At 65.9% G+C, this 18,211-nt stretch carries 13 protein-coding genes; 8 read left to right on the forward strand and 5 right to left on the reverse strand.

Going from position 1 to position 18,211, the window contains the following annotated elements; all coding sequences use genetic code 11:
- Nucleotides 1-75 precede the first annotated feature (75 nt).
- The 4 genes from boxA to ACOABP_RS15840 all read right to left on the reverse strand — a co-directional run bounded on the left by boxA (nucleotide 76) and on the right by ACOABP_RS15840 (nucleotide 5,650).
- Nucleotides 76-1,341: a benzoyl-CoA 2,3-epoxidase subunit BoxA gene (gene boxA, locus ACOABP_RS15825; RefSeq protein ID WP_474226045.1), complete on the reverse strand. Its 1,266-nt coding sequence runs from the start codon at nucleotides 1,339-1,341 to the stop codon at nucleotides 76-78.
- Between the two features lie 22 nt (nucleotides 1,342-1,363).
- Nucleotides 1,364-2,788, reverse strand: coding sequence for a benzoyl-CoA 2,3-epoxidase subunit BoxB (boxB, locus tag ACOABP_RS15830; RefSeq protein ID WP_474226046.1), 1,425 nt, complete (start codon nucleotides 2,786-2,788; stop codon nucleotides 1,364-1,366).
- A 42-nt stretch (nucleotides 2,789-2,830) separates the two neighbouring features.
- On the reverse strand, nucleotides 2,831-4,510 hold the full coding sequence (boxC, locus tag ACOABP_RS15835; protein WP_474226047.1) for a 2,3-epoxybenzoyl-CoA dihydrolase: 1,680 nt from the start codon (nucleotides 4,508-4,510) through the stop codon (nucleotides 2,831-2,833).
- A 183-nt stretch (nucleotides 4,511-4,693) separates the two neighbouring features.
- Nucleotides 4,694-5,650, reverse strand: coding sequence for a helix-turn-helix transcriptional regulator (locus ACOABP_RS15840; RefSeq protein ID WP_474226048.1), 957 nt, complete (start codon nucleotides 5,648-5,650; stop codon nucleotides 4,694-4,696).
- Between the two features lie 250 nt (nucleotides 5,651-5,900).
- Between ACOABP_RS15840 and ACOABP_RS15845 the strand changes: the two genes are divergently transcribed.
- The 8 genes from ACOABP_RS15845 (at nucleotide 5,901) to ACOABP_RS15880 (ending at nucleotide 15,581) form a co-directional block, all read left to right on the forward strand.
- A complete protein-coding gene (locus ACOABP_RS15845) occupies nucleotides 5,901-7,613 on the forward strand; it encodes a benzoate-CoA ligase family protein (protein WP_474226049.1) in 1,713 nt (570 codons plus the stop codon).
- Nucleotides 7,614-7,674: 61 nt separating this feature from the next.
- Nucleotides 7,675-8,490, forward strand: coding sequence for an alpha/beta fold hydrolase (locus ACOABP_RS15850; RefSeq protein ID WP_474226050.1), 816 nt, complete (start codon nucleotides 7,675-7,677; stop codon nucleotides 8,488-8,490).
- Nucleotides 8,491-8,566: 76 nt separating this feature from the next.
- Nucleotides 8,567-9,787, forward strand: coding sequence for an ABC transporter substrate-binding protein (locus tag ACOABP_RS15855; protein ID WP_474226051.1), 1,221 nt, complete (start codon nucleotides 8,567-8,569; stop codon nucleotides 9,785-9,787).
- Between the two features lie 73 nt (nucleotides 9,788-9,860).
- Nucleotides 9,861-10,727 (forward strand): branched-chain amino acid ABC transporter permease, encoded by an 867-nt coding sequence (locus tag ACOABP_RS15860; protein ID WP_066738371.1) that lies wholly within the window; start codon nucleotides 9,861-9,863, stop codon nucleotides 10,725-10,727.
- Between the two features lie 13 nt (nucleotides 10,728-10,740).
- Nucleotides 10,741-11,805, forward strand: a complete 1,065-nt coding sequence (locus ACOABP_RS15865) for a branched-chain amino acid ABC transporter permease (RefSeq protein WP_474226052.1) — start codon at nucleotides 10,741-10,743, stop codon at nucleotides 11,803-11,805.
- A complete protein-coding gene (locus ACOABP_RS15870) occupies nucleotides 11,802-12,593 on the forward strand; it encodes an ABC transporter ATP-binding protein (RefSeq protein ID WP_474226053.1) in 792 nt (263 codons plus the stop codon). The genes ACOABP_RS15865 and ACOABP_RS15870 overlap by 4 nt, the downstream gene beginning before the upstream one ends.
- Entirely contained in the window at nucleotides 12,590-13,306 is a 717-nt protein-coding gene (locus ACOABP_RS15875; RefSeq protein WP_474226055.1) for an ABC transporter ATP-binding protein, read from the forward strand. The genes ACOABP_RS15870 and ACOABP_RS15875 overlap by 4 nt, the downstream gene beginning before the upstream one ends.
- Nucleotides 13,307-13,679: 373 nt before the next feature.
- Complete coding sequence (locus ACOABP_RS15880; protein ID WP_474226057.1) at nucleotides 13,680-15,581, forward strand: potassium transporter Kup; 1,902 nt, start codon at nucleotides 13,680-13,682, stop codon at nucleotides 15,579-15,581.
- A 90-nt stretch (nucleotides 15,582-15,671) separates the two neighbouring features.
- Here the strand turns inward: ACOABP_RS15880 and ACOABP_RS15885 are convergent, their stop codons facing one another.
- Complete coding sequence (locus ACOABP_RS15885; RefSeq protein ID WP_474226059.1) at nucleotides 15,672-18,035, reverse strand: Tex family protein; 2,364 nt, start codon at nucleotides 18,033-18,035, stop codon at nucleotides 15,672-15,674.
- Nucleotides 18,036-18,211 lie beyond the last annotated feature (176 nt).

The raw sequence follows: 18,211 nt of genomic DNA on the forward strand, positions 1-18,211 counted from the left end.
TTTCTTGAGAAACATTATAGGCGGCAGGTTTCAGTTGGGAAGTTGCAAATCGAGACAATTCCGGATACTCGCCAATTAGTACGTTTCGATGTGGAGGCGGCCTTCCGCGCGTAGTCGCGACTCGATGTCGGACCACGACAATCCGACCGCGGCACAGACCTCCGAAAATGCCTCAAGCACACCTTCCTCCATGCCCTTGAGCCCGCAGATGTAGATGTAGCCATGTGGGTCGCCCAGCAATGCGGCGACGTTGGCGGAGGCCTCGCGTATCGCATCCTGCACATAACGCCGCGGCACCTCGGGATCGCGCGAGAACGCGAAATGGATGTCCAGGAAATCCTTGGGCAACTTGAGCAACGGGCCGAAGTAGGGCAGTTCGCGCCGGTTGCGGGCGCCGAAGAACAGCAGGCGGCGGCCGCCGAAGTGGGCCATGTTGCGACGCATCCGCTCGGTCATGGCGCGCATTGGTGCCGACCCCGTGCCGGTGCAGATCATCATCACGCTGGCTTCGCGGTGGTTCGGCATCAGGAACGTATTGCCGAACGGGCCCACCACCTGCACGGCGTCGCCCTTGTTCAGGTCGCACAGGAAGTTCGACGCCACGCCGCGCACCGGATTGCCGTCGTGGTCGGTATCCACGCGCTTCACGGTCAACGCCAGGTTGTTGTAGCCGGGGCGCTCGCCATCGCGCGGGCTGGCTACCGAATACATGCGAATGTAGTGCGGCTTGCCCGACGCATCGGTGCCGGGCGGCACGATGCCGATGGCCTGGCCTTCCAGCACCGGAAAAAACTGATTGCCGAAGTCCAGCACGATATGGTGGATATCGCTCGACGCATCGGTCTCGGTCAGCCGGTAGTTGCCGGCCACCGTGGCGGTCAGCGGTTCGCGGATGCCATGCAGGTTCACGTACGGATGGGCGGCCGACCACGGCGCCTTGGGCGAGGTATGGCGGCTGGTCTCAACCTCTTGCACCGTCACCGTCACGGGCTTGCTCGATATCGCCGCGTCGCCAATCGCCTGCTCGGCCGCGGCTGCGGCATCGATGGCGGCGTCGATGACTGCTTCGGTCAACGGCACCTCGGCAGGCAACTCGTCCCAGCCCAGCTGGGCCTCGATGGTGTAGGCCTGGCCCTTGAACATCGTGCGCCAGTTGTCGATGGCGCCCGTGGGGCAGGGCGACAGGCACGCGCCGCAACCGTTGCAGACGTCGGCCTTGACCACGTAATTGCGGTCGTCGTGGGTAATGGCATCGATCGGGCAGGTGTCTTCGCAGGTGTTGCAGCGAATGCAGATTTCCGGATCGATCAGGTGTTGCTTGATGATGTCGGCGGCGCCCATGATCGTCGGTTCCTCCGAAAATTCAGTTGAAGCGGACGTACTCGAAGTCCACCGGCTGGCGGTTGATGCCGATGGCGGGCGGCGCGATCCAGTTGGCGAACTTGCCCGGCTCCACCACCCGGCCCATCAGCGACGCCACATATTTGCGGTCCGCGTCGGTGGCCAGCCATTTGTCCTTGTTGGCGTTCCATTCGGCTTCGCCGATCACGTCGCCGGTGGGCGACACGTGCAGGTTGGCGAACGTGCCGATCTTGCGGTTGAAGGCCTTGTGCGGCACCGTCAGCCGGAACGGAATGCCGGCCTTCTCGATGACCTTGTTCCAGCGTGCCACCCCACCCACGGAATCCTTGATGTAGTCGTCGCGCAGTACCTCGTTCAGCGCGTTGAGCATCGGCACCTCGCGCTCGGCCAGCTTGCCGTCGCGCACTTCCAGGATGCGGTACACATCGCCCTTGAGCAGGTGATCGTCGGCGCGCTTGCCTTCCTCGAAGCGGCCCTTCAGGCCGGCGCTGTAGAACGTGGCCGCATTCGACGACTGATCTGCGCCAAACAGGTCGATCGTCACGCTGTAGTGGAAGTTCAGGTAGCGCTGGATGGTCTCCAGGTCGATCACGCCGGCGGCGCGCACGTCGGCCGGGTCCTGGATGTCGCGCTCGCGCATGACCTCGCAGGTGCGCTGGATTACGCGCGACACGCCCGATTCGCCCACGAACATGTGATGTGCTTCCTCGGTCAGCATGAAGCGCGTGGTGCGGGCCAGCGGATCGAAGCCCGATTCGGCCAGTGCGCAGAGCTGGAACTTGCCGTCGCGGTCGGTGAAGTACGTGAACATGAAAAACGACAGCCAGTCGGGCGTGCGCTCGTTGAAGGCGCCCAGGATGCGGGGGTTGTCTTCATCCCCGGACCGGCGGCCCAGCAGCGCCTCGGCTTCCTCGCGGCCATCGCGGCCGAAGTGGCGGTGCAGCAGGTACACCATGGCCCACAGGTGCCGGCCTTCCTCCACATTGACCTGAAACAGGTTGCGCAGGTCGTAGAGCGATGGCGCGGTCAAGCCCAGGTGGCGCTGCTGCTCCACCGATGCCGGTTCGGTGTCGCCCTGGGTGACGATGATGCGGCGCAGGTTGGCGCGATGCTCGCCCGGCACTTCCTGCCAGGCCGCCTCGCCCTTGTGCTCGCCAAAGTGGATCTTGCGCTCGGCATCGGCGGGCTGCAGGAAGATGCCCCAGCGGTAGTCCGGCATCTTCACGTGCTCGAAATGCGCCCAGCCCGACGGGTCCACCGACACCGCCGTGCGCAGGTAGACATCGAAATTGTGCGAGCCGTCCGGTCCCATGTCGCGCCACCAGTCCAGGAATGCCGGTTGCCAGTGTTCCAGGGCGCGCTGCAGCGTGCGGTCTTCGGACAGGTTGACGTTGTTGGGAATCTTCTGGCTGTAGTCGATGCTCATCGCGGGTCTCCTTTTGTCGTTGTCAGGGCTGTCGGGCGGCGGTCAGACCCGGTCCCAGTCGAAGCGTGCCTTGTTGCCGGTGCCGAAGACCTTCAGCGCTCCGTGCTCGCCCACGGCGTTGGGGCGGTTGAAGATCCAGTTCTGCCAGGCCGTCAGCCGGCCGAAGATGCGCGTTTCCATGGTCTCGTGGCCGCCAAAGCGCAGATTGGCCTCCAGGCCGGTCAGCGCGTCGGGCGACAGGCTGGCACGTTCCTCGATGGCAATGCGGATCTCGTCTTCCCAGTCGATGTCGTCCAGCGCGGCGGTGACCAGCCCAAGTGCCTCGGCGGCCGGACCATCGAGCGGCTTGCCCGCCTGCTCGCGCACGGCGGCGAGCGCATCGGTTTCTTCGTAGAACCGTGCGGCAATGCGGGTCAGGCTGTTCGGCATCGGATAGCGGCCAAAATTGGCGGCGTCGGCATGCAGGTGCGGGGCTTCGCCGGGCGCATCGGGCATGTGCAGCATGTAGGTGCGATCGGCGGCCAGCGCCAGCTCCAGCAGCGTGCCGGCAAAGCACGAGCCCGGTTCCACCAGTGCGAACAGGCTGCGCGACGACACATCGAGCCGGGCCAGCGTGCGGCGCAACATGCCGATGGTCTCCCGGACGAACCAGTGGCCGGCGTGGGCATCCATCAGCGCGTCGGCGGCCAGTACCTGCGTGGCGTCGCCCCGGGTTTTCAGGACCCACATGCCGACGTCCAGGTGGTTGGCACGCAGGGTCAGGATGGCGTCGTCGAGTTCGCGGGCCATTTTCAGGGGCCACCACTGCGCGCCGGCGGCAACGATACCGGCCACATCCTTCGGCTGCGCGCCGGTGGGGGCGGCAACGGTGATCGTGGCGTGGCGCGCGTCGCGGTCGATATCGACGCGTACCGTGTCATAGACATAGCCGCTGTCGCTGGCCTGACGTGCCAGCGGCGTCAGCACCACGCCGGCCTCGCCGGCCGGGCGGTCGCTTTGCGCGGCCAGCGCCTGGGCGCGTTCGCGTACGTGTTCGGTAAAGCGGGCGGGTTTGACCACATCGTCCACCAGGCGCCAGTCCCTGGCCCGCTGGCCGCGCACGCCTTCGGTGGTCAGGCAGAAGATGTCGGCGTGGTCGCGGCGCACGCGGCGCTTGTCAGTGACACGCGTCAGGCCGCCGGTGCCTGGCAGCACGCCCAGCAGCGGCACCTCGGGCAGGCTTACCGCCGACGAGCGGTCATCGATCAGCACGATCTCGTCGCAGGCCAGGGCCAGTTCGTAGCCACCGCCGGCAGTGGTGCCGTTGCAGGCCGCAATGAACTTGATGCCGGAGTGGCGGCTGGCATCCTCGATGCCATTGCGCGTTTCATTGGTGAACTTGCAGAAGTTCACTTTCCAGGCATGGCTGGACTTGCCCAGCATGAAGATATTGGCGCCGGAGCAGAAGATGCGATCCTTGGCGCTGGTAAGGATCACGGTGCGGACTTCGGGGTGCTCGAAGCGGATGCGTTGCAGCGCGTCGTGCAGTTCGATGTCGACGCCCAGGTCGTAGGAATTGAGCTTCAGCGTGTAACCGGGACGCAGGCCGCCTTCCTCGTCGACATCCATCGCCAGCGTGGCGACGGGGCCGTCGAATGTGAGCTTCCAGTGGCGGTACTGGTCGGGGTGGCGCTCGAACGTCACCGGGGCGGCAGCGGTGGGCGTGGCGGTATCCGTCGACATGGGGGCGTCTCCTTGATGCACTATAGTGCCGTATCGTTTGCGATGAAATATAGTGCATCAAAGCGGGCGATGCAAGCCCCCGCTCGAGGGCTTGGTGCGCAGCGGGTGAATCGGGGCGGAAAGTGGTCGGCGGCAGGCCTTGGCGGCCTTGTGTGGCGGGGTGGTCTGCGTGACCCTATGCGCCTAGTGCGCGATCTGGCGCAGTTGCGTCTGGAGTGCCTGAAGCGACGATGCGGCGTCCTGGCCGCTGGTGTCGATCGACACGTCCGCGCGCGAATAGAGCGGGGTGCGTGCCTGCAGGATGCGGCGCAGGTCGGTCATGGCCTCGCGGTTGCCTTCCATCGGTCGCATGTCGCCCTGGGCGACCACGCGGGCCATGTGTTCCTCGGGCGAGGTCCGGACCCAGATGGTCAGGCAGCGCGACAGCAGCAGGTTGAAGGTGGCGGGCTCCGACACCAGGCTGCCCGGGGTGGCCAGCACCATCGTCTCGTGCTCGCGCAGTACGCGTTCGAGGGCGCGCATTTCGTAGCGCCGATAGGCGGCCTGACCATAAAGCGAATGGATTTCCGACAGGCTCGCGCCAGCTTCCTGCTCTATCGCGGCATTCAGTTCGACGAACGGCATACCCTCGGCAACTGCCAGTGACCGGCCCAGCGTGGATTTGCCGGCGCCGCGCAGGCCGATCAGTGCGATGCGGCGATGCCGCGCGTCGCGCGATTCGGCGGGTGACAGCGCGTGCTGCGCCGCCTCGCGCACGCGCGCCAGATCGCTGGCAGGCAGTTGTGCCAGCCACTGCACCAGTTGCGAGAATTCGGCGGCCCGGGAACTGCCGTGTCCGGCAGCGTGGCTGTCCACCTCGGCCAGCACCACGGGCAGCGGCACATCCAGTGCGCCAGCCACCTGGCGCAGCAGCAGGACCGATGCATTGCCGGTGCCGGTTTCCAGGTTGGCGAGGTAGCGCTCCGATACATCGGCGCCGCGTGCCAGGTCCTTGCGCGACATGCCGCGTGCCGCGCGCAGCGAACGAATGCGCTCGCCAAGCTGCGTCAGATAGGGGTCGCGCTCGCCTGCGGCGCGGGGTTCCGCGCGCTGGTCGGCGCGGCTGTCGGCGGTCAGGAGCGGGTCGGGGTCGCGACGCATGCGGGTATCGAAAAATTGGGTCCGTCGGGTGGGCGTCGCATTATACGTACACGGCATGCGTGGCAGTGCATGTGGTGTGCGGTTATATAGTGCATACCCTTGCTTGCATAATAGTCGATATGAAATAAAATGCATCGACATCGCGGCAGTGCTGGTCATGGCTGTCGGTACAAGAAGACAAACTGCTGGAAGCCATACTGGATCGCGCATTGCGGCTGGCGACGATCCGGGTGGCCAGAGGAGTGGAGACATGACGCCCCCGATCACAAGCACCGCGGCTGCCGGTACGGCAGGGCAGGCGGTGTCCCCGGCTGTATCCATTGCATCGTCTCCCGTGCCGGCCGCCGACGCGCCAGGCCAGGCGATTGCCCCGGCCGCCGCTGGCGTGACCGTGCTTCCCGCCCGCTACAACGCCGCAGAGGACCTGCTGGCGCGTCACCTGCAGGCCGGGCGGGGTGGCAAGCCTGCCTATATCGACGACACCACGACGCTCACCTTTGCGGAACTGGATGACCGCTGCCGCCGCTTTGCCGGCGCGCTGCACCGGGCCGGGTTCCGGCGCGAGGAGCGCGTCTTGCTGTGCGCGCTCGATACGATCGATTTCCCCACGGTGTTCCTGGGTTGCCTGCTGGCTGGTGTGGTGCCGGTTGCCGTCAACACGCTGCTGACGGTTGAAGACTACGCATACATGCTGGCGCACAGCGGCGCGCGGGCCGTGGTGGTATCGGCGCCGCTGCTGGGCACCATGCAGGCCGCGATCGACAAGTCCGGGCTTGCGCCAGACGTGATCGTGGCCGCGCCCGGGCCGGCGCCAGATGCCGGCTGGCCGGGACCAACCGTCGCCAGCATGGTGGCCGATGCCGAACCGGCACCGGACGCAGCGGCCACGGGCCCCGACGACATGGCGTTCTGGCTATATTCGTCGGGCTCGACGGGCCGTCCCAAGGGCACCGTCCATACCCACGGCAACCTGTTCCATACGGCCGATCTGTACGCGCGCCGCGTGCTGGGCATCCGCGAAGACGACGTGGTGTTTTCGGCGGCCAAGCTGTTCTTTGCCTACGGGCTGGGCAATGCGCTGACGTTTCCGCTGTCGGTGGGCGCCACCACCGTGCTGATGGCCGAGCGGCCGACGCCCCAGGCGGTATTCCAGCGCCTGGTCACGCATCGCCCGACCGTCTTCTGCGGCGTGCCGACGCTGTTCGCCGGCATGCTGGCCGCCGCCGACCTGCCGCCGCGCGCCAATGTGGCGATGCGGGTCTGCACGTCGGCCGGCGAAGCGCTGCCGCGCGATATCGGCGACCGCTTCCTGGCGCATTTCGGCTGCGACATCCTGGATGGCATCGGTTCCACGGAGATGCTGCATATCTTCCTGTCGAACCGCCCCGGCGAAGTGCGCTACGGCACCACCGGCCGCCCGGTGCCGGGCTATGAACTGAAGCTGCTCGACGAGCAGGGCGAGTCGTGCGCGGCCGGCGAGATCGGCGATCTCTATATCAAGGGGCCATCGGCCGCGCTGATGTACTGGAGCAACCGCGACAAGAGCCGCGACACGTTCGTGGGCGCGTGGACCCGCAGCGGCGACAAGTACGTCTGCGACACCGACGGCTACTACACCTATGCGGGCCGCAGCGACGACATGCTCAAGGTCGGCGGCATCTACGTGTCGCCGTTCGAGGTGGAGGCCGCGCTGGCCCAGCATCCGGCCGTGCTGGAGGCCGCGGTGATCGGCGTGGCCGATGCCGACGACCTGATCAAGCCCAAGGCCTTCGTGGTGCTGCGCCCGGGCCAGCAATGGCACGACGGCATGGCCGCCGAACTGCAGGCCTTCGTCAAGTCGAAACTGGCGCCGTACAAGTATCCGCGGCAGATCGAGTGCGTGGACGAACTGCCGAAGACGGCGACCGGCAAGATCCAGCGTTTCCGGCTGCGCCAGCGCGAGGAGGCGGCGCGGCTGTCGTGAGGTATGGTGACGGCATACCGTAGGGCAGGGCCGTGATATGCGTGGTGACAGGGGTAGCGACATGGGCAGCGAACTGGTTCGGATTCCGTTCGATGGGCGGCAGATCGACATCGAGTATCAATGGCTGAGACCCGGGCGCGAACGGCGTCCGCTGGTGGTGTTCCTGCACGAAGGCCTGGGCTCGATCAGCATGTGGCGCGATTTTCCGCGCCAGTTCTGCGAAGCAAGCGACTTCCGGGGCCTGGTGTTCTCGCGCTACGGCTACGGGCGCTCCACGCCGCGGCCGCGTGACGAGAAATGGGGTGTCGATTTCATGCATCGCCAGGCCCGCGAGGCGCTGCCAGCGTTGTTCGAGGCGCTTGGCGTCGGCCCCGGCCGCCAGCATGGCAAGCCCTGGCTGCTGGGCCACAGCGATGGCGGATCGATCGCGCTGATCTACGCGGCAAGTGTTCCCGATGCCGTGGATGGCCTGACGGTGCTGGCGCCGCATATCTTCGTCGAAGACCTGTCGGTGCGCAGCATTGCCACCACGCGCGAGACCTACCTGAATACCGACCTGCGCGCGCGCCTGGCGCGCCACCACGGCGACGTGGATTCAGCGTTCTGGGGCTGGAACGATATCTGGCTCAACCCGGACTTTCGCCATTTCGACCTGCGCGCGCTGCTGGACGGCATCCACTGCCCGGTGCTGGCCGTGCAGGGCGAGGACGACGAGTACGGCACCATGGCCCAGATCGAGGGTATCCAGCGATATGCCCCGCAAACCGTACTGCTTAAACTCGCGCGCTGTGGGCATTCGCCGCACCGCGACCAGGCGGGCGCATTGACGGCTGCGACCGCGGCGTTTATAACGGCGAATACTTCAATCCTAAAATAATTGGCGGCGACAGCCGGGCCGGCACCGGTCCGGTGCGCGCGGCGCCACCGGCTTCAGACCACCAGGAGGAGAATCCATGCATCGCAATGCATTGCGCAGGCTGCTGCACGCTCGTCGTCTGTCTGTCGTCACGCTGGCCGCCAGCGCGCTGCTGGCCGCCGGCAGCGCCGCCGTGGCCCAGACCGCGCCGGCCGCCCCGGCGGCCGGTGGCAAGGTCAAGGTCGGCTTCATGCTGCCGTACACGGGCACCTATGCGGCGCTGGGCACGGCCATCGAGAACGGCTTCCGCATGTATGTGCAGCAGCAGGGTGGCAAGCTGGGTGGGCGCGATGTGGAGTACTTCAAGGTGGACGATGAATCGGACCCGGCCAAGGCACCGGAAAACGCCACCAAGCTGATCCGGCGCGACCAGGTGGACGTGGTGGTCGGCACCGTGCACTCCGGCGTGCAGATGGGCATCGTCAAGGTGGCGAAGGAAAACAACACGCTGCTGATCATCCCGAATGCGGGCGTGGACGAAGCCACCGGCCCGTTGTGCGGCCCGAATATCTTCCGTTCGTCGTTCTCGAACTGGCAGCCGGGCTATGCCATGGGCCACGTGCTGGCCGAACGCGGCATGAAGAAGGTGGTCACGCTGACCTGGAAATACGCGGCCGGCGAGCAGTCGGTGAAGGGCTTCAAGGAGGCCTTCGAGGCCAAGGGCGGCAAGGTGGTCAAGGAATTGAGCCTGCCGTTCCCGAACGTCGAGTTCCAGGCGCTGATTACCGAGGTGGCGTCGCTGAAGCCGGACGCGGTGTTCGTGTTCTTTGCCGGCGGCGGCGCGGTCAAGTTCGTGAAGGACTGGCAGGCCGCCGGCCTGAAGGACAAGATCCCGCTGTACGGCTCGGGCTTCCTGACCGACGGCACGCTGGAGGCGCAGGGCACGGCCGCCCAGGGGCTGGAGACCACGCTGCACTATGCCGATGGCCTGAGCAACGCGCGTGACAAGTCCTTCCGCCTGGACTACGCCAAGACCTACAAGCTGCAGCCGGACGTCTATGCCGTGCAGGGCTACGACGCCGCGCAGCTGCTGGCTGCCGGTGCCAACGCGGTCAAGGGCGACATGACCCGCAAGCCGGACATCATCAAGGCCATGGAGGCGGCCAAGGTGGACAGCCCGCGCGGTGCGTTCACGTTGTCGAAGGCACACAACCCGGTGCAGGACTTCTATCTGCGCAAGGTGGACGGCCGCGAGAACAAGGTCAGCACCGTGGCGGTGAAGGCACTGGCCGACCCGGCGCGCGGCTGCCGCCTCTGAGCCGGCCCATCCACAGGACCCGCGGAACCTCCGAGGCCCCCAGGACCCACCAGACGGCAGCGCCGGCTTCACGATGGACATTGTTTCCTTCCTTATCCAGTGCCTGAACAGCGTGCAGTACGGCCTGCTGCTGTTCCTGGTGGCCAGCGGGCTGACGCTGATCTTCGGCATCATGGGCGTGATCAACCTGGCCCATGGCAGCTTCTACATGCTGGGGGCCTACCTGGCGTTCACGCTGGCCAGCCTGACGGGCAACCTGTTTATCGCGCTGCCGCTGGGCATCGTGCTGGCCGTGCTGTTCGGCTACCTGCTTGAATGGGCGTTCTTCAGCTACCTGTACCAGCGCGACCACCTGCAGCAGGTGCTGATGACCTACGGGCTGATCCTGGTCTTCGAGGAACTGCGCAGCATCCTGGTGGGCGATGACGTCCACGGCGTGCCCGTGCCGGCGCTGCTGGACGGTGCGCTGCCGATCGGCAACGACATGACCTATCCGGTCTACCGGCTGTTCATCTCGGCGGTGTGCCTGCTGGTGGCCGGTGCGATGTACTACGTGATCCGCCGTACGCGGGTGGGCATGATGATCCGCGCGGGCGCCACCAATCGCGAGATGGTGCAATCGCTCGGCATCAACGTCACCGTGCTGTACCGCTTCGTGTTCGCGCTGGGCGTGGCGCTGGCGGTGCTGGCGGGGATGATTGCCTCGCCGGTGTCGTCGGTCTATCCGGGCATGGGCGGCCAGGTGCTGATCATCTGCTTCGTGGTGGTCGTGATTGGCGGGATCGGGTCGGTCAAGGGCGCGCTGGTGGCGTCGCTGCTGATCGGTTTCGTCGATACGTTCGGCAAGGTGTTCTGGCAGGATGCAGCCGGCGTGCTGGTGTACCTGCTGATGGCCGTGATCCTGCTGTGGAAGCCGCAAGGGCTGTTCCGCGCGGGTTGAGCAGGAAAGGGACATGCAAACCGATATCTCGACAACCGGGCCCCAGGACGTGCGGCGCCCCGCGTGGCTGGCGGCCACGGGCTGGATCATCGCGCTGGCCGTGCTGTGCGCCGTGCCGCTGCTGCTGACCGCCGACAGCCACAAGTACTACATCGAGCTGCTCAGCAAGGTGATGATCATGGCGATCTTCGCGCTGTCGCTGCAGCTGCTGATTGGCTACACGGGGCTGGTCAGCCTGGGGCACGCGGCGTACTTTGCCATGGCGGCGTATGCCACGGCCATGCTGGCGCCCGAGAGCGGCGCGGGCAACGGCTGGCTGCTGATGCTGGGCGCGGTGGGCGCCGCGGGCCTGCTGGCGCTGGTGGTGGGCGCGATGGTGCTGCGTACGCGCGGCATCTACTTCATCATGGTCACGCTGGCCTTTGCGCAGATGGTGTATTTCGTGTTCCACGATACAAAGATCGCCGGTGGCAGCGATGGCACCTATATCTACTTCCGGCCCGAATTCGGCCTGTTCTCGGAACTGCCGCTCACGGTGAACGAGCCGGTGCAGTTCTACTGGCTCGTGCTGGCGGCGCTGGTGCTGACGGTGGCCCTGCTGGGGCTGCTGCTGCGCTCGCGCTTTGGTCACGCGCTGGTCGGTATCCGTCATAACGAGCAACGCATGCGCGCCGCCGGCTTTGGCACGTATCGCTACCAGTTGGGCGCCTTTGTGGCCGGTGGCATGCTGGCCGGGCTGGCGGGCTTTCTCTATGCGATCCAGTTCGGCTTTGTGAATCCCGAGATCGCCTCGTGGCACCAGTCGGGCAATGCCATGCTGATGGTGATCCTGGGCGGCGTGGGCAGCCTGGCCGGCGCGGTGCTGGGTGCGTTCTCGTTCGTGCTGCTGGCCGAGTGGTTCGGCACGCTGACCAGGCACTGGCAGCTGCTGATGGGCGGCTTCATCATCGTCGCGGTGGCGCTGTTGCCGCGCGGGCTGGTGAGCATGCCGGCGGTGCTGCGGCAACGTTCGCCGCGCTGGGCACGCCGTCATGTCGGGGCCGCGGACCCGAATGCGCAAAGCCGGGAGGCCGTATGACCCAGCCCACATCGGCACCGGTGATGCAGGCCGAAATGCTGTCGCGCCGCTTTGGCGGCCTGACCGCGGTCAATCAGGTAGACCTGTCGCTGCACCTCAATGAAATCCATGCCGTGATCGGCACCAACGGCGCCGGCAAGTCGACGCTGATCAACCTGTTGTCCGGCGAGCTGCCGCCGTCGGAAGGTCAGCTTTATCTGCAGGGACACGAGGTTACCGGCTGGGCGCAGCCGAAACTGGCGCGCCACGGGGTGGGTCGCAGCTACCAGCGCAACAATATCTTCCTGCCGCTGACCGTGCGCGAGAACTGCCGGCTGGCGGCGCAATCGCGCGCCCAGCGCGCGTGGCGGCTGTGGGAACCCGCGCAGGGCTGCCGCACCAGCCGGGCGCTGGCCGATGAAGCGCTGGAGCGCGCCGGACTGGAGCAGCATGCGGGCCGCGTTGCCAGCGAACTGGCCCACGGCCAGAAGCGCCAGCTTGAAGTGGCGATGTGCCTGGCTACCGAGCCGGTGGCGCTGCTGCTGGACGAACCGCTGGCCGGCATGGGCGCCGAGGAATCGGCACGCATGCTCGACCTGCTGCGCGGGCTGCGCGAAGGCCATGCGATCCTGCTGGTCGAACACGATATGGAGGCCGTGTTCGCCGTGGCCGACCGCATTACGGTAATGGTCAACGGCACGGTCATCGCCTCGGGCGATCCGGCCAGCATCCGCGCGAACCGCGAGGTGCAACTGGCCTACCTGGGCGAGGAGGATGCGGCGGGGCAAAGGCAGGAGGCCGGCGCATGAGCACCAATGCCATCATCGATGCCAACGGCATCAACGCCTGGTACGGATCGAGCCATGTGCTGCGCGGCATCGACTTCCACGTCAATGCGGGCGAAACCGTCGGGCTGCTGGGGCGCAACGGCATGGGCAAGAGCACGCTGCTGCGGACGCTGCTGGGTCATGTCCGGGAACGCGCCGGCACGATCCGCGTGGCGGGCCGCGAGATGTCGCGCGCCCGGCCGCACGAGGTGGCCCGGCTTGGCGTCGCCTATGTGCCAGAAGGACGTGGCATTTTTCCGAATCTGAGCGTGCGCGAAAACCTGGTGATGGCCGCGCGGCCGGGCTGCGATGGCCGCAAGGACTGGGACGAGGCCCGCGTGCTGGATTTGTTTCCGCGGCTCAAGGAACGCCTGTCGCACGGTGGGCAGCAATTGTCGGGTGGCGAGCAGCAGATGCTGTCGATTGGCCGGGCGCTGATGACCAACCCGGACTGTCTGATCCTTGACGAGGCCACCGAGGGGCTGGCGCCCCGCATCGTGCATGAGATCTGGAACGTGATTGCCACCGTGCGTGGCACCGGCATTGCGTCGATCGTGGTCGATCGCAACTACCGCGCCGTACTGGCGCATGCAGACCGCGTGGTCGTGCTCGAAAAAGGCCAGGTGGTGATGGCCGGGCCAGCCACCAAGCTGGCGGCCACGCCGGCGGCGCTGGATCGCTATCTCGGCGTCTGACGCCTGTTTGAAAAAGTAACGTATCAGACATTCGATGTCGTGCCCTCGCAACGGCCCGACGGTGGGTGATCCCACCGTTGCGGCATTGGCGGGGCTTGACCATGCCCGGCTTCTTTCCCATGCTTGATCCGTCATGCCCGACGACGTCGGCATTTCCACAGTGGTCGCCGCACGACACTTCATCTAGAATGCGCGCGTTTGTGCAACGCAATAGAAACTGAGAAGGCCAACACGCCCCATCGGGGACCGGAGCCGCAAGCGTGAGAGAAATCGTGCCTGATAAAGCACTTTGGAGGGACTGTCCCTTGGCGCTACGCCAGGGCAGCCAAAGACAGGCGCGGGAGGCGCGAGCCGGTTCACCTGACCCAATTCCATGACCCAATCCGCAACCACCAGCCATTATTTCGTCGAAAGTCCGAGCACCCGTGCGCTCGTGATCGGCGCGATCGGCGTCGTCTTTGGCGACATCGGTACCAGCCCCCTGTATTCGCTGAAGGAGTGTTTCAGCAAGGACCACGGCATCCCGTTCAGCCCCGAAGCGGTGCTGGGCATCATTTCGCTGCTGTTCTGGGCGATGATCGTCGTCGTTTCCATCAAGTATGTGCTCTTCGTGATGCGCGCCGACAACAACGGCGAAGGCGGGGTGCTGGCGCTGATGGCGCTGGCGCTGCGTACGGCCGCGCCGCGATCGCGCATGGCCCGGCTGATCATGATGTCGGCCATTTTCGGGGCCTGCATGTTCTATGGCGATGCGGTGATCACGCCGGCCATCTCGGTGCTGTCGGCCGTGGAAGGCCTGGAGATTGCCGCGCCGGCGCTGTCGCATTTTGTGATCCCGATCACGCTGTCGATCCTGTGCGTGCTGTTCTTTATCCAGCGTCATGGCACCAGCGCCGTGGGCAAGCTGTTCGGGCCGATCATGGTGGTGTGGTTCCTGGCGCTGGGCGGGCTGGGTATCTTCAACCTGGTGCAGGCGCCGGACATCCTCAAGGCCATCAACCCCTGGTATGGCATCTCGTTCCTGATTGAACACTCGCTGCTGGCGTTTATCGTGCTGGGCAGCGTGTTCCTGGTGCTGACCGGCGCCGAAGCGCTGTACATCGACATGGGCCACTTCGGGGCCAGGCCGATCCGCTACGGCTGGTTCGCGCTGGTGATGCCCTGCCTGATGCTGAACTACTTCGGCCAGGGCGCGCTGCTGCTGGTCAACCCGCATGCCATCGAAAACCCGTTCTTCCTGATGGTGCCGGACATGCTGCAGCTGCCGATGGTGCTGCTGGCCACCGCCGCCACGGTGATCGCGTCACAGGCCGTGATCTCGGGGGCGTTCTCGCTGACCAGCCAGGCGATCCAGCTGGGATTCCTGCCGCGCATGCGCATCCTGTACACGTCGGCGGCGGAAATCGGCCAGATCTACTTGCCCGTGATCAACTGGGCGCTGCTGGTGCTGGTGATCGCCGTGGTGCTGTCGTTCCGCAAATCCGAGAACCTGGCTGCCGCCTACGGCATTGCGGTGACCACGACGATGCTGATCACGACGTTCCTGGCGGTCATCGTCATGCGCCGGTTCTGGAAGTGGAACCGGGTGCTGGTGACGCTGCTTGGCGCGTCGTTCCTGATCGTCGACCTGTCGTTCTTTGCGGCCAACCTGCTCAAGGTGGCCGAGGGCGGCTGGTTCCCGCTGCTGATGGGCAGCACCGCGTTCTTCCTGCTGATGACCTGGCACAGCGGCCGCAAGCTCCTGCGGGCGCGCAGCCTCGAAGACGGCATTCCGCTGGAGCCGTTTATCGCCGGCCTGCTGGCCCATCCGCCGCATCGCGTGGAAGGTACGGCCGTGTTCCTGACCGGCAGTACCGAATCGGTGCCGGTGTCGCTGCTGCACAATCTCAAGCACAACCGGGTGCTGCATGAGCGCGTGGTGTTCCTGAGCTTCGTGACGCGCGATATTCCGTACGTGGACGACGATCACCGCCTGACCTGCAAGGACCTGGGCGGCGGTGTATTCATCCTGGCGTCCGAGTACGGCTTCAAGGAAACGCCGGACGTACAGCGCGTGCTCGATCTGGCGCAGCGCAAGCTCGACATGCATTTCGAACTGATGGAAACGTCCTTCTTCATCGCGCGCGAGACGGTTATCCCGTCGAAGCTGCCGGGCATGTCGATGTGGCGCGAAAGGCTCTTTGCCTGGATGCATCAGAACGGCGCCAAGCCGTCTGACTTCTTCTCGATCCCGGCCAACCGCGTGGTGGAACTGGGCACGAAGGTGGAAATCTGACCCGGTTCGCTGACTGAGCCGCCATGAAAAACGCCCCGCATCAAGCGGGGCGTTTCACATTCTGCCGTGCGGTACCAGGTGGGCGCTGGCTCAGCGCTTCAGCTTGGCAAAGGCCGCGGCCATGGCGCCTTGCTGTTCCGACTCGCGGCGGTTGTTGCCGCCCGCGCCACGATTGCCACTGCCGTTGCGCTGGCCGCGATCGGCAGGACGGTCGCCACCGCCGGTACGCGCCGCCTGCTGGCCGGGCTCGTCGTCCAGGCGCATCGTCAGGCCGATACGGTTGCGCTTGACGTCCACTTCCATGACCTTGACCTTGACGATCTGGCCCGCCTTGACCACTTCGTGCGCGTCCTTGACGAACTTCGACGACAGCGCCGAAATGTGGACCAGGCCGTCCTGATGCACGCCGATGTCGACAAACGCACCGAAGGCGGCCACGTTGGTGACCACGCCTTCCAGGATCATGCCCGGCTGCAGGTCCTTCACGTCTTCCACGCCTTCCTGGAAGGTGGCGGTCTTGAACTCGGGACGCGGGTCGCGGCCCGGCTTTTCCAGTTCGGTCAGGATGTCGCGCACGGTGGGCAGGCCGAACTTGTCGTCGGCAAACTGCTGCGGCGACAGGCCGCGCAGGCTTTCGCGGTTGCCCATCACGTCGGGCAGGCCCTTCTTGATGTGGTCCAGGATCTTCTGCACTACCGGGTAGGCTTCCGGGTGCACCGACGAGCGGTCCAGCGGGTTGTCGCCGGTGTTGATGCGCAGGAAGCCGGCGGCCTGCTCGAACGTCTTGTCGCCCAGGCGCGGCACCTTCTTCAGCGATTCGCGATTGTTGAATGCGCCGTTGGCATCCCGGAAATCGACGATATTGCGCGCCAGCACCGAGTTCAGGCCCGAAACGCGTGCCAGCAGCGGGGCGGACGCCGTGTTCACGTCCACGCCCACGGCGTTCACGCAGTCTTCCACCACGGCGTCCAGCGCGCGGGCCAGCTCGCGCTGGTTCACGTCGTGCTGGTACTGGCCCACGCCGATCGACTTGGGATCGATCTTGACCAGTTCGGCCAGCGGATCCTGCAGACGGCGGGCAATCGACACCGCGCCACGTAGCGAAACGTCCAGTTCCGGGAATTCCTTGGCGGCCAGTTCCGATGCCGAGTACACCGACGCGCCGGCTTCGCTGACCACGATCTTGGTCAGCTTCAACTCCGGGGCGCCCTTCATCAGGTCCTGCACGAGCTTGTCGGTCTCGCGGCTGGCCGTGCCGTTGCCGATGGAGCAGAGCGCCACGTTGTGCTGCTTCGCCAGGCGGGCCAGCGTAGCCAGCGAACCGGTCCAGTCGCGGCGCGGTTCATGCGGATAGATGGTGGCCGTATCGAGCAGCTTGCCGGTGCTGTCCACCACGGCGATCTTGCAGCCGGTGCGGATGCCGGGGTCGATACCCATCACGGACTTCGGGCCGGCCGGTGCGGCCAGCAGCAGTTCGTGCAGGTTGCGGCCAAATACCTTGATGGCTTCGCCCTCGGCGGTTTCGCGCAACTGGGTCAGCAGTTCGGTTTCCAGATGCGGCTGCACCTTGACGCGCCAGCACCAGCGGCACACGTCGGACAGCCATTTGTCGGCCGGACGGTTGCGGTTCTCGATGCCGACATGGCGCGCGATCATGCCTTCGCACGGGTGCGGCACCATGGCGTCCTGTTCCTCGCCCAGGCCCAGCTTGACCAGCAGCACGCCGGCATTGCGGCCGCGGAACAGCGCCAGCGCCCGGTGCGACGGCACGGTGCGGATGGTCTCGCTGTACTGGTAGTAGTCGCGGAATTTCTCTTCCTCGGCCGTTTCCTTGCCTTCCATGACCGAGGACGACACCACGCCGTTGTTCCACAGGTGGTCGCGCAGCTTGCCCAGCAGTTCGGCCGTTTCGCCAAATTGCTCGGACAGGATGTCGCGCGCGCCGTCCAGCGCGGCCTTCACATCGGGCACGCCGCCGTCGGCGGTGGGGTTGCCGTTGACGTACTTGGCAGCCTCGGCCTGGGGGTCAAGCGTGGGGTCGGCCAGCAGTGCCTGGGCCAGCGGCTCCAGGCCGCATTCGCGGGCGATCTGGGCGCGCGTGCGACGCTTCGGCTTGTAGGGCAGGTACAGGTCTTCCAGCGTCTGCTTGGTCTCGGCGCCCTCGATGGCGGCGCGCAGCTCGTCGGTCAGCTTGCCCTGTTCCTCGATCGACGCCAGGATCGTGGCGCGGCGGTCTTCCATGTCGCGCAGGTAGAGCAGGCGTTCTTCCAGCGTACGCAGTTGCGTATCGTCCAGGTTGCCCGTCACTTCCTTGCGGTAGCGGGCGATAAACGGCACCGTGGCACCTTCATCCAACAGGTCGACGGCAGCCGCCACCTGGCGCGGTTGCACGGACAGTTCGGCCGCGATCAGCGACACAATCTTTTGCAGGACGGAAGCAGGCAGATTGGACATCGAGAAAACGAGTCAGTCGAAAGCGGGGCATTGTGCCATAAGCGCGGCGCGCTTCCGGTGACGGGAAGACACCTTTTACATCGTCTTTTCGACGGCTTGCGCGGGTGGCGCCTGCACGGCACCCGGCGGCCGGTTCGTGCCGCGGTCCGAGGGCCCCCCGGATGCTAGAATCGCGG

This window comes from Cupriavidus sp. HE11 (assembly GCF_056097175.1).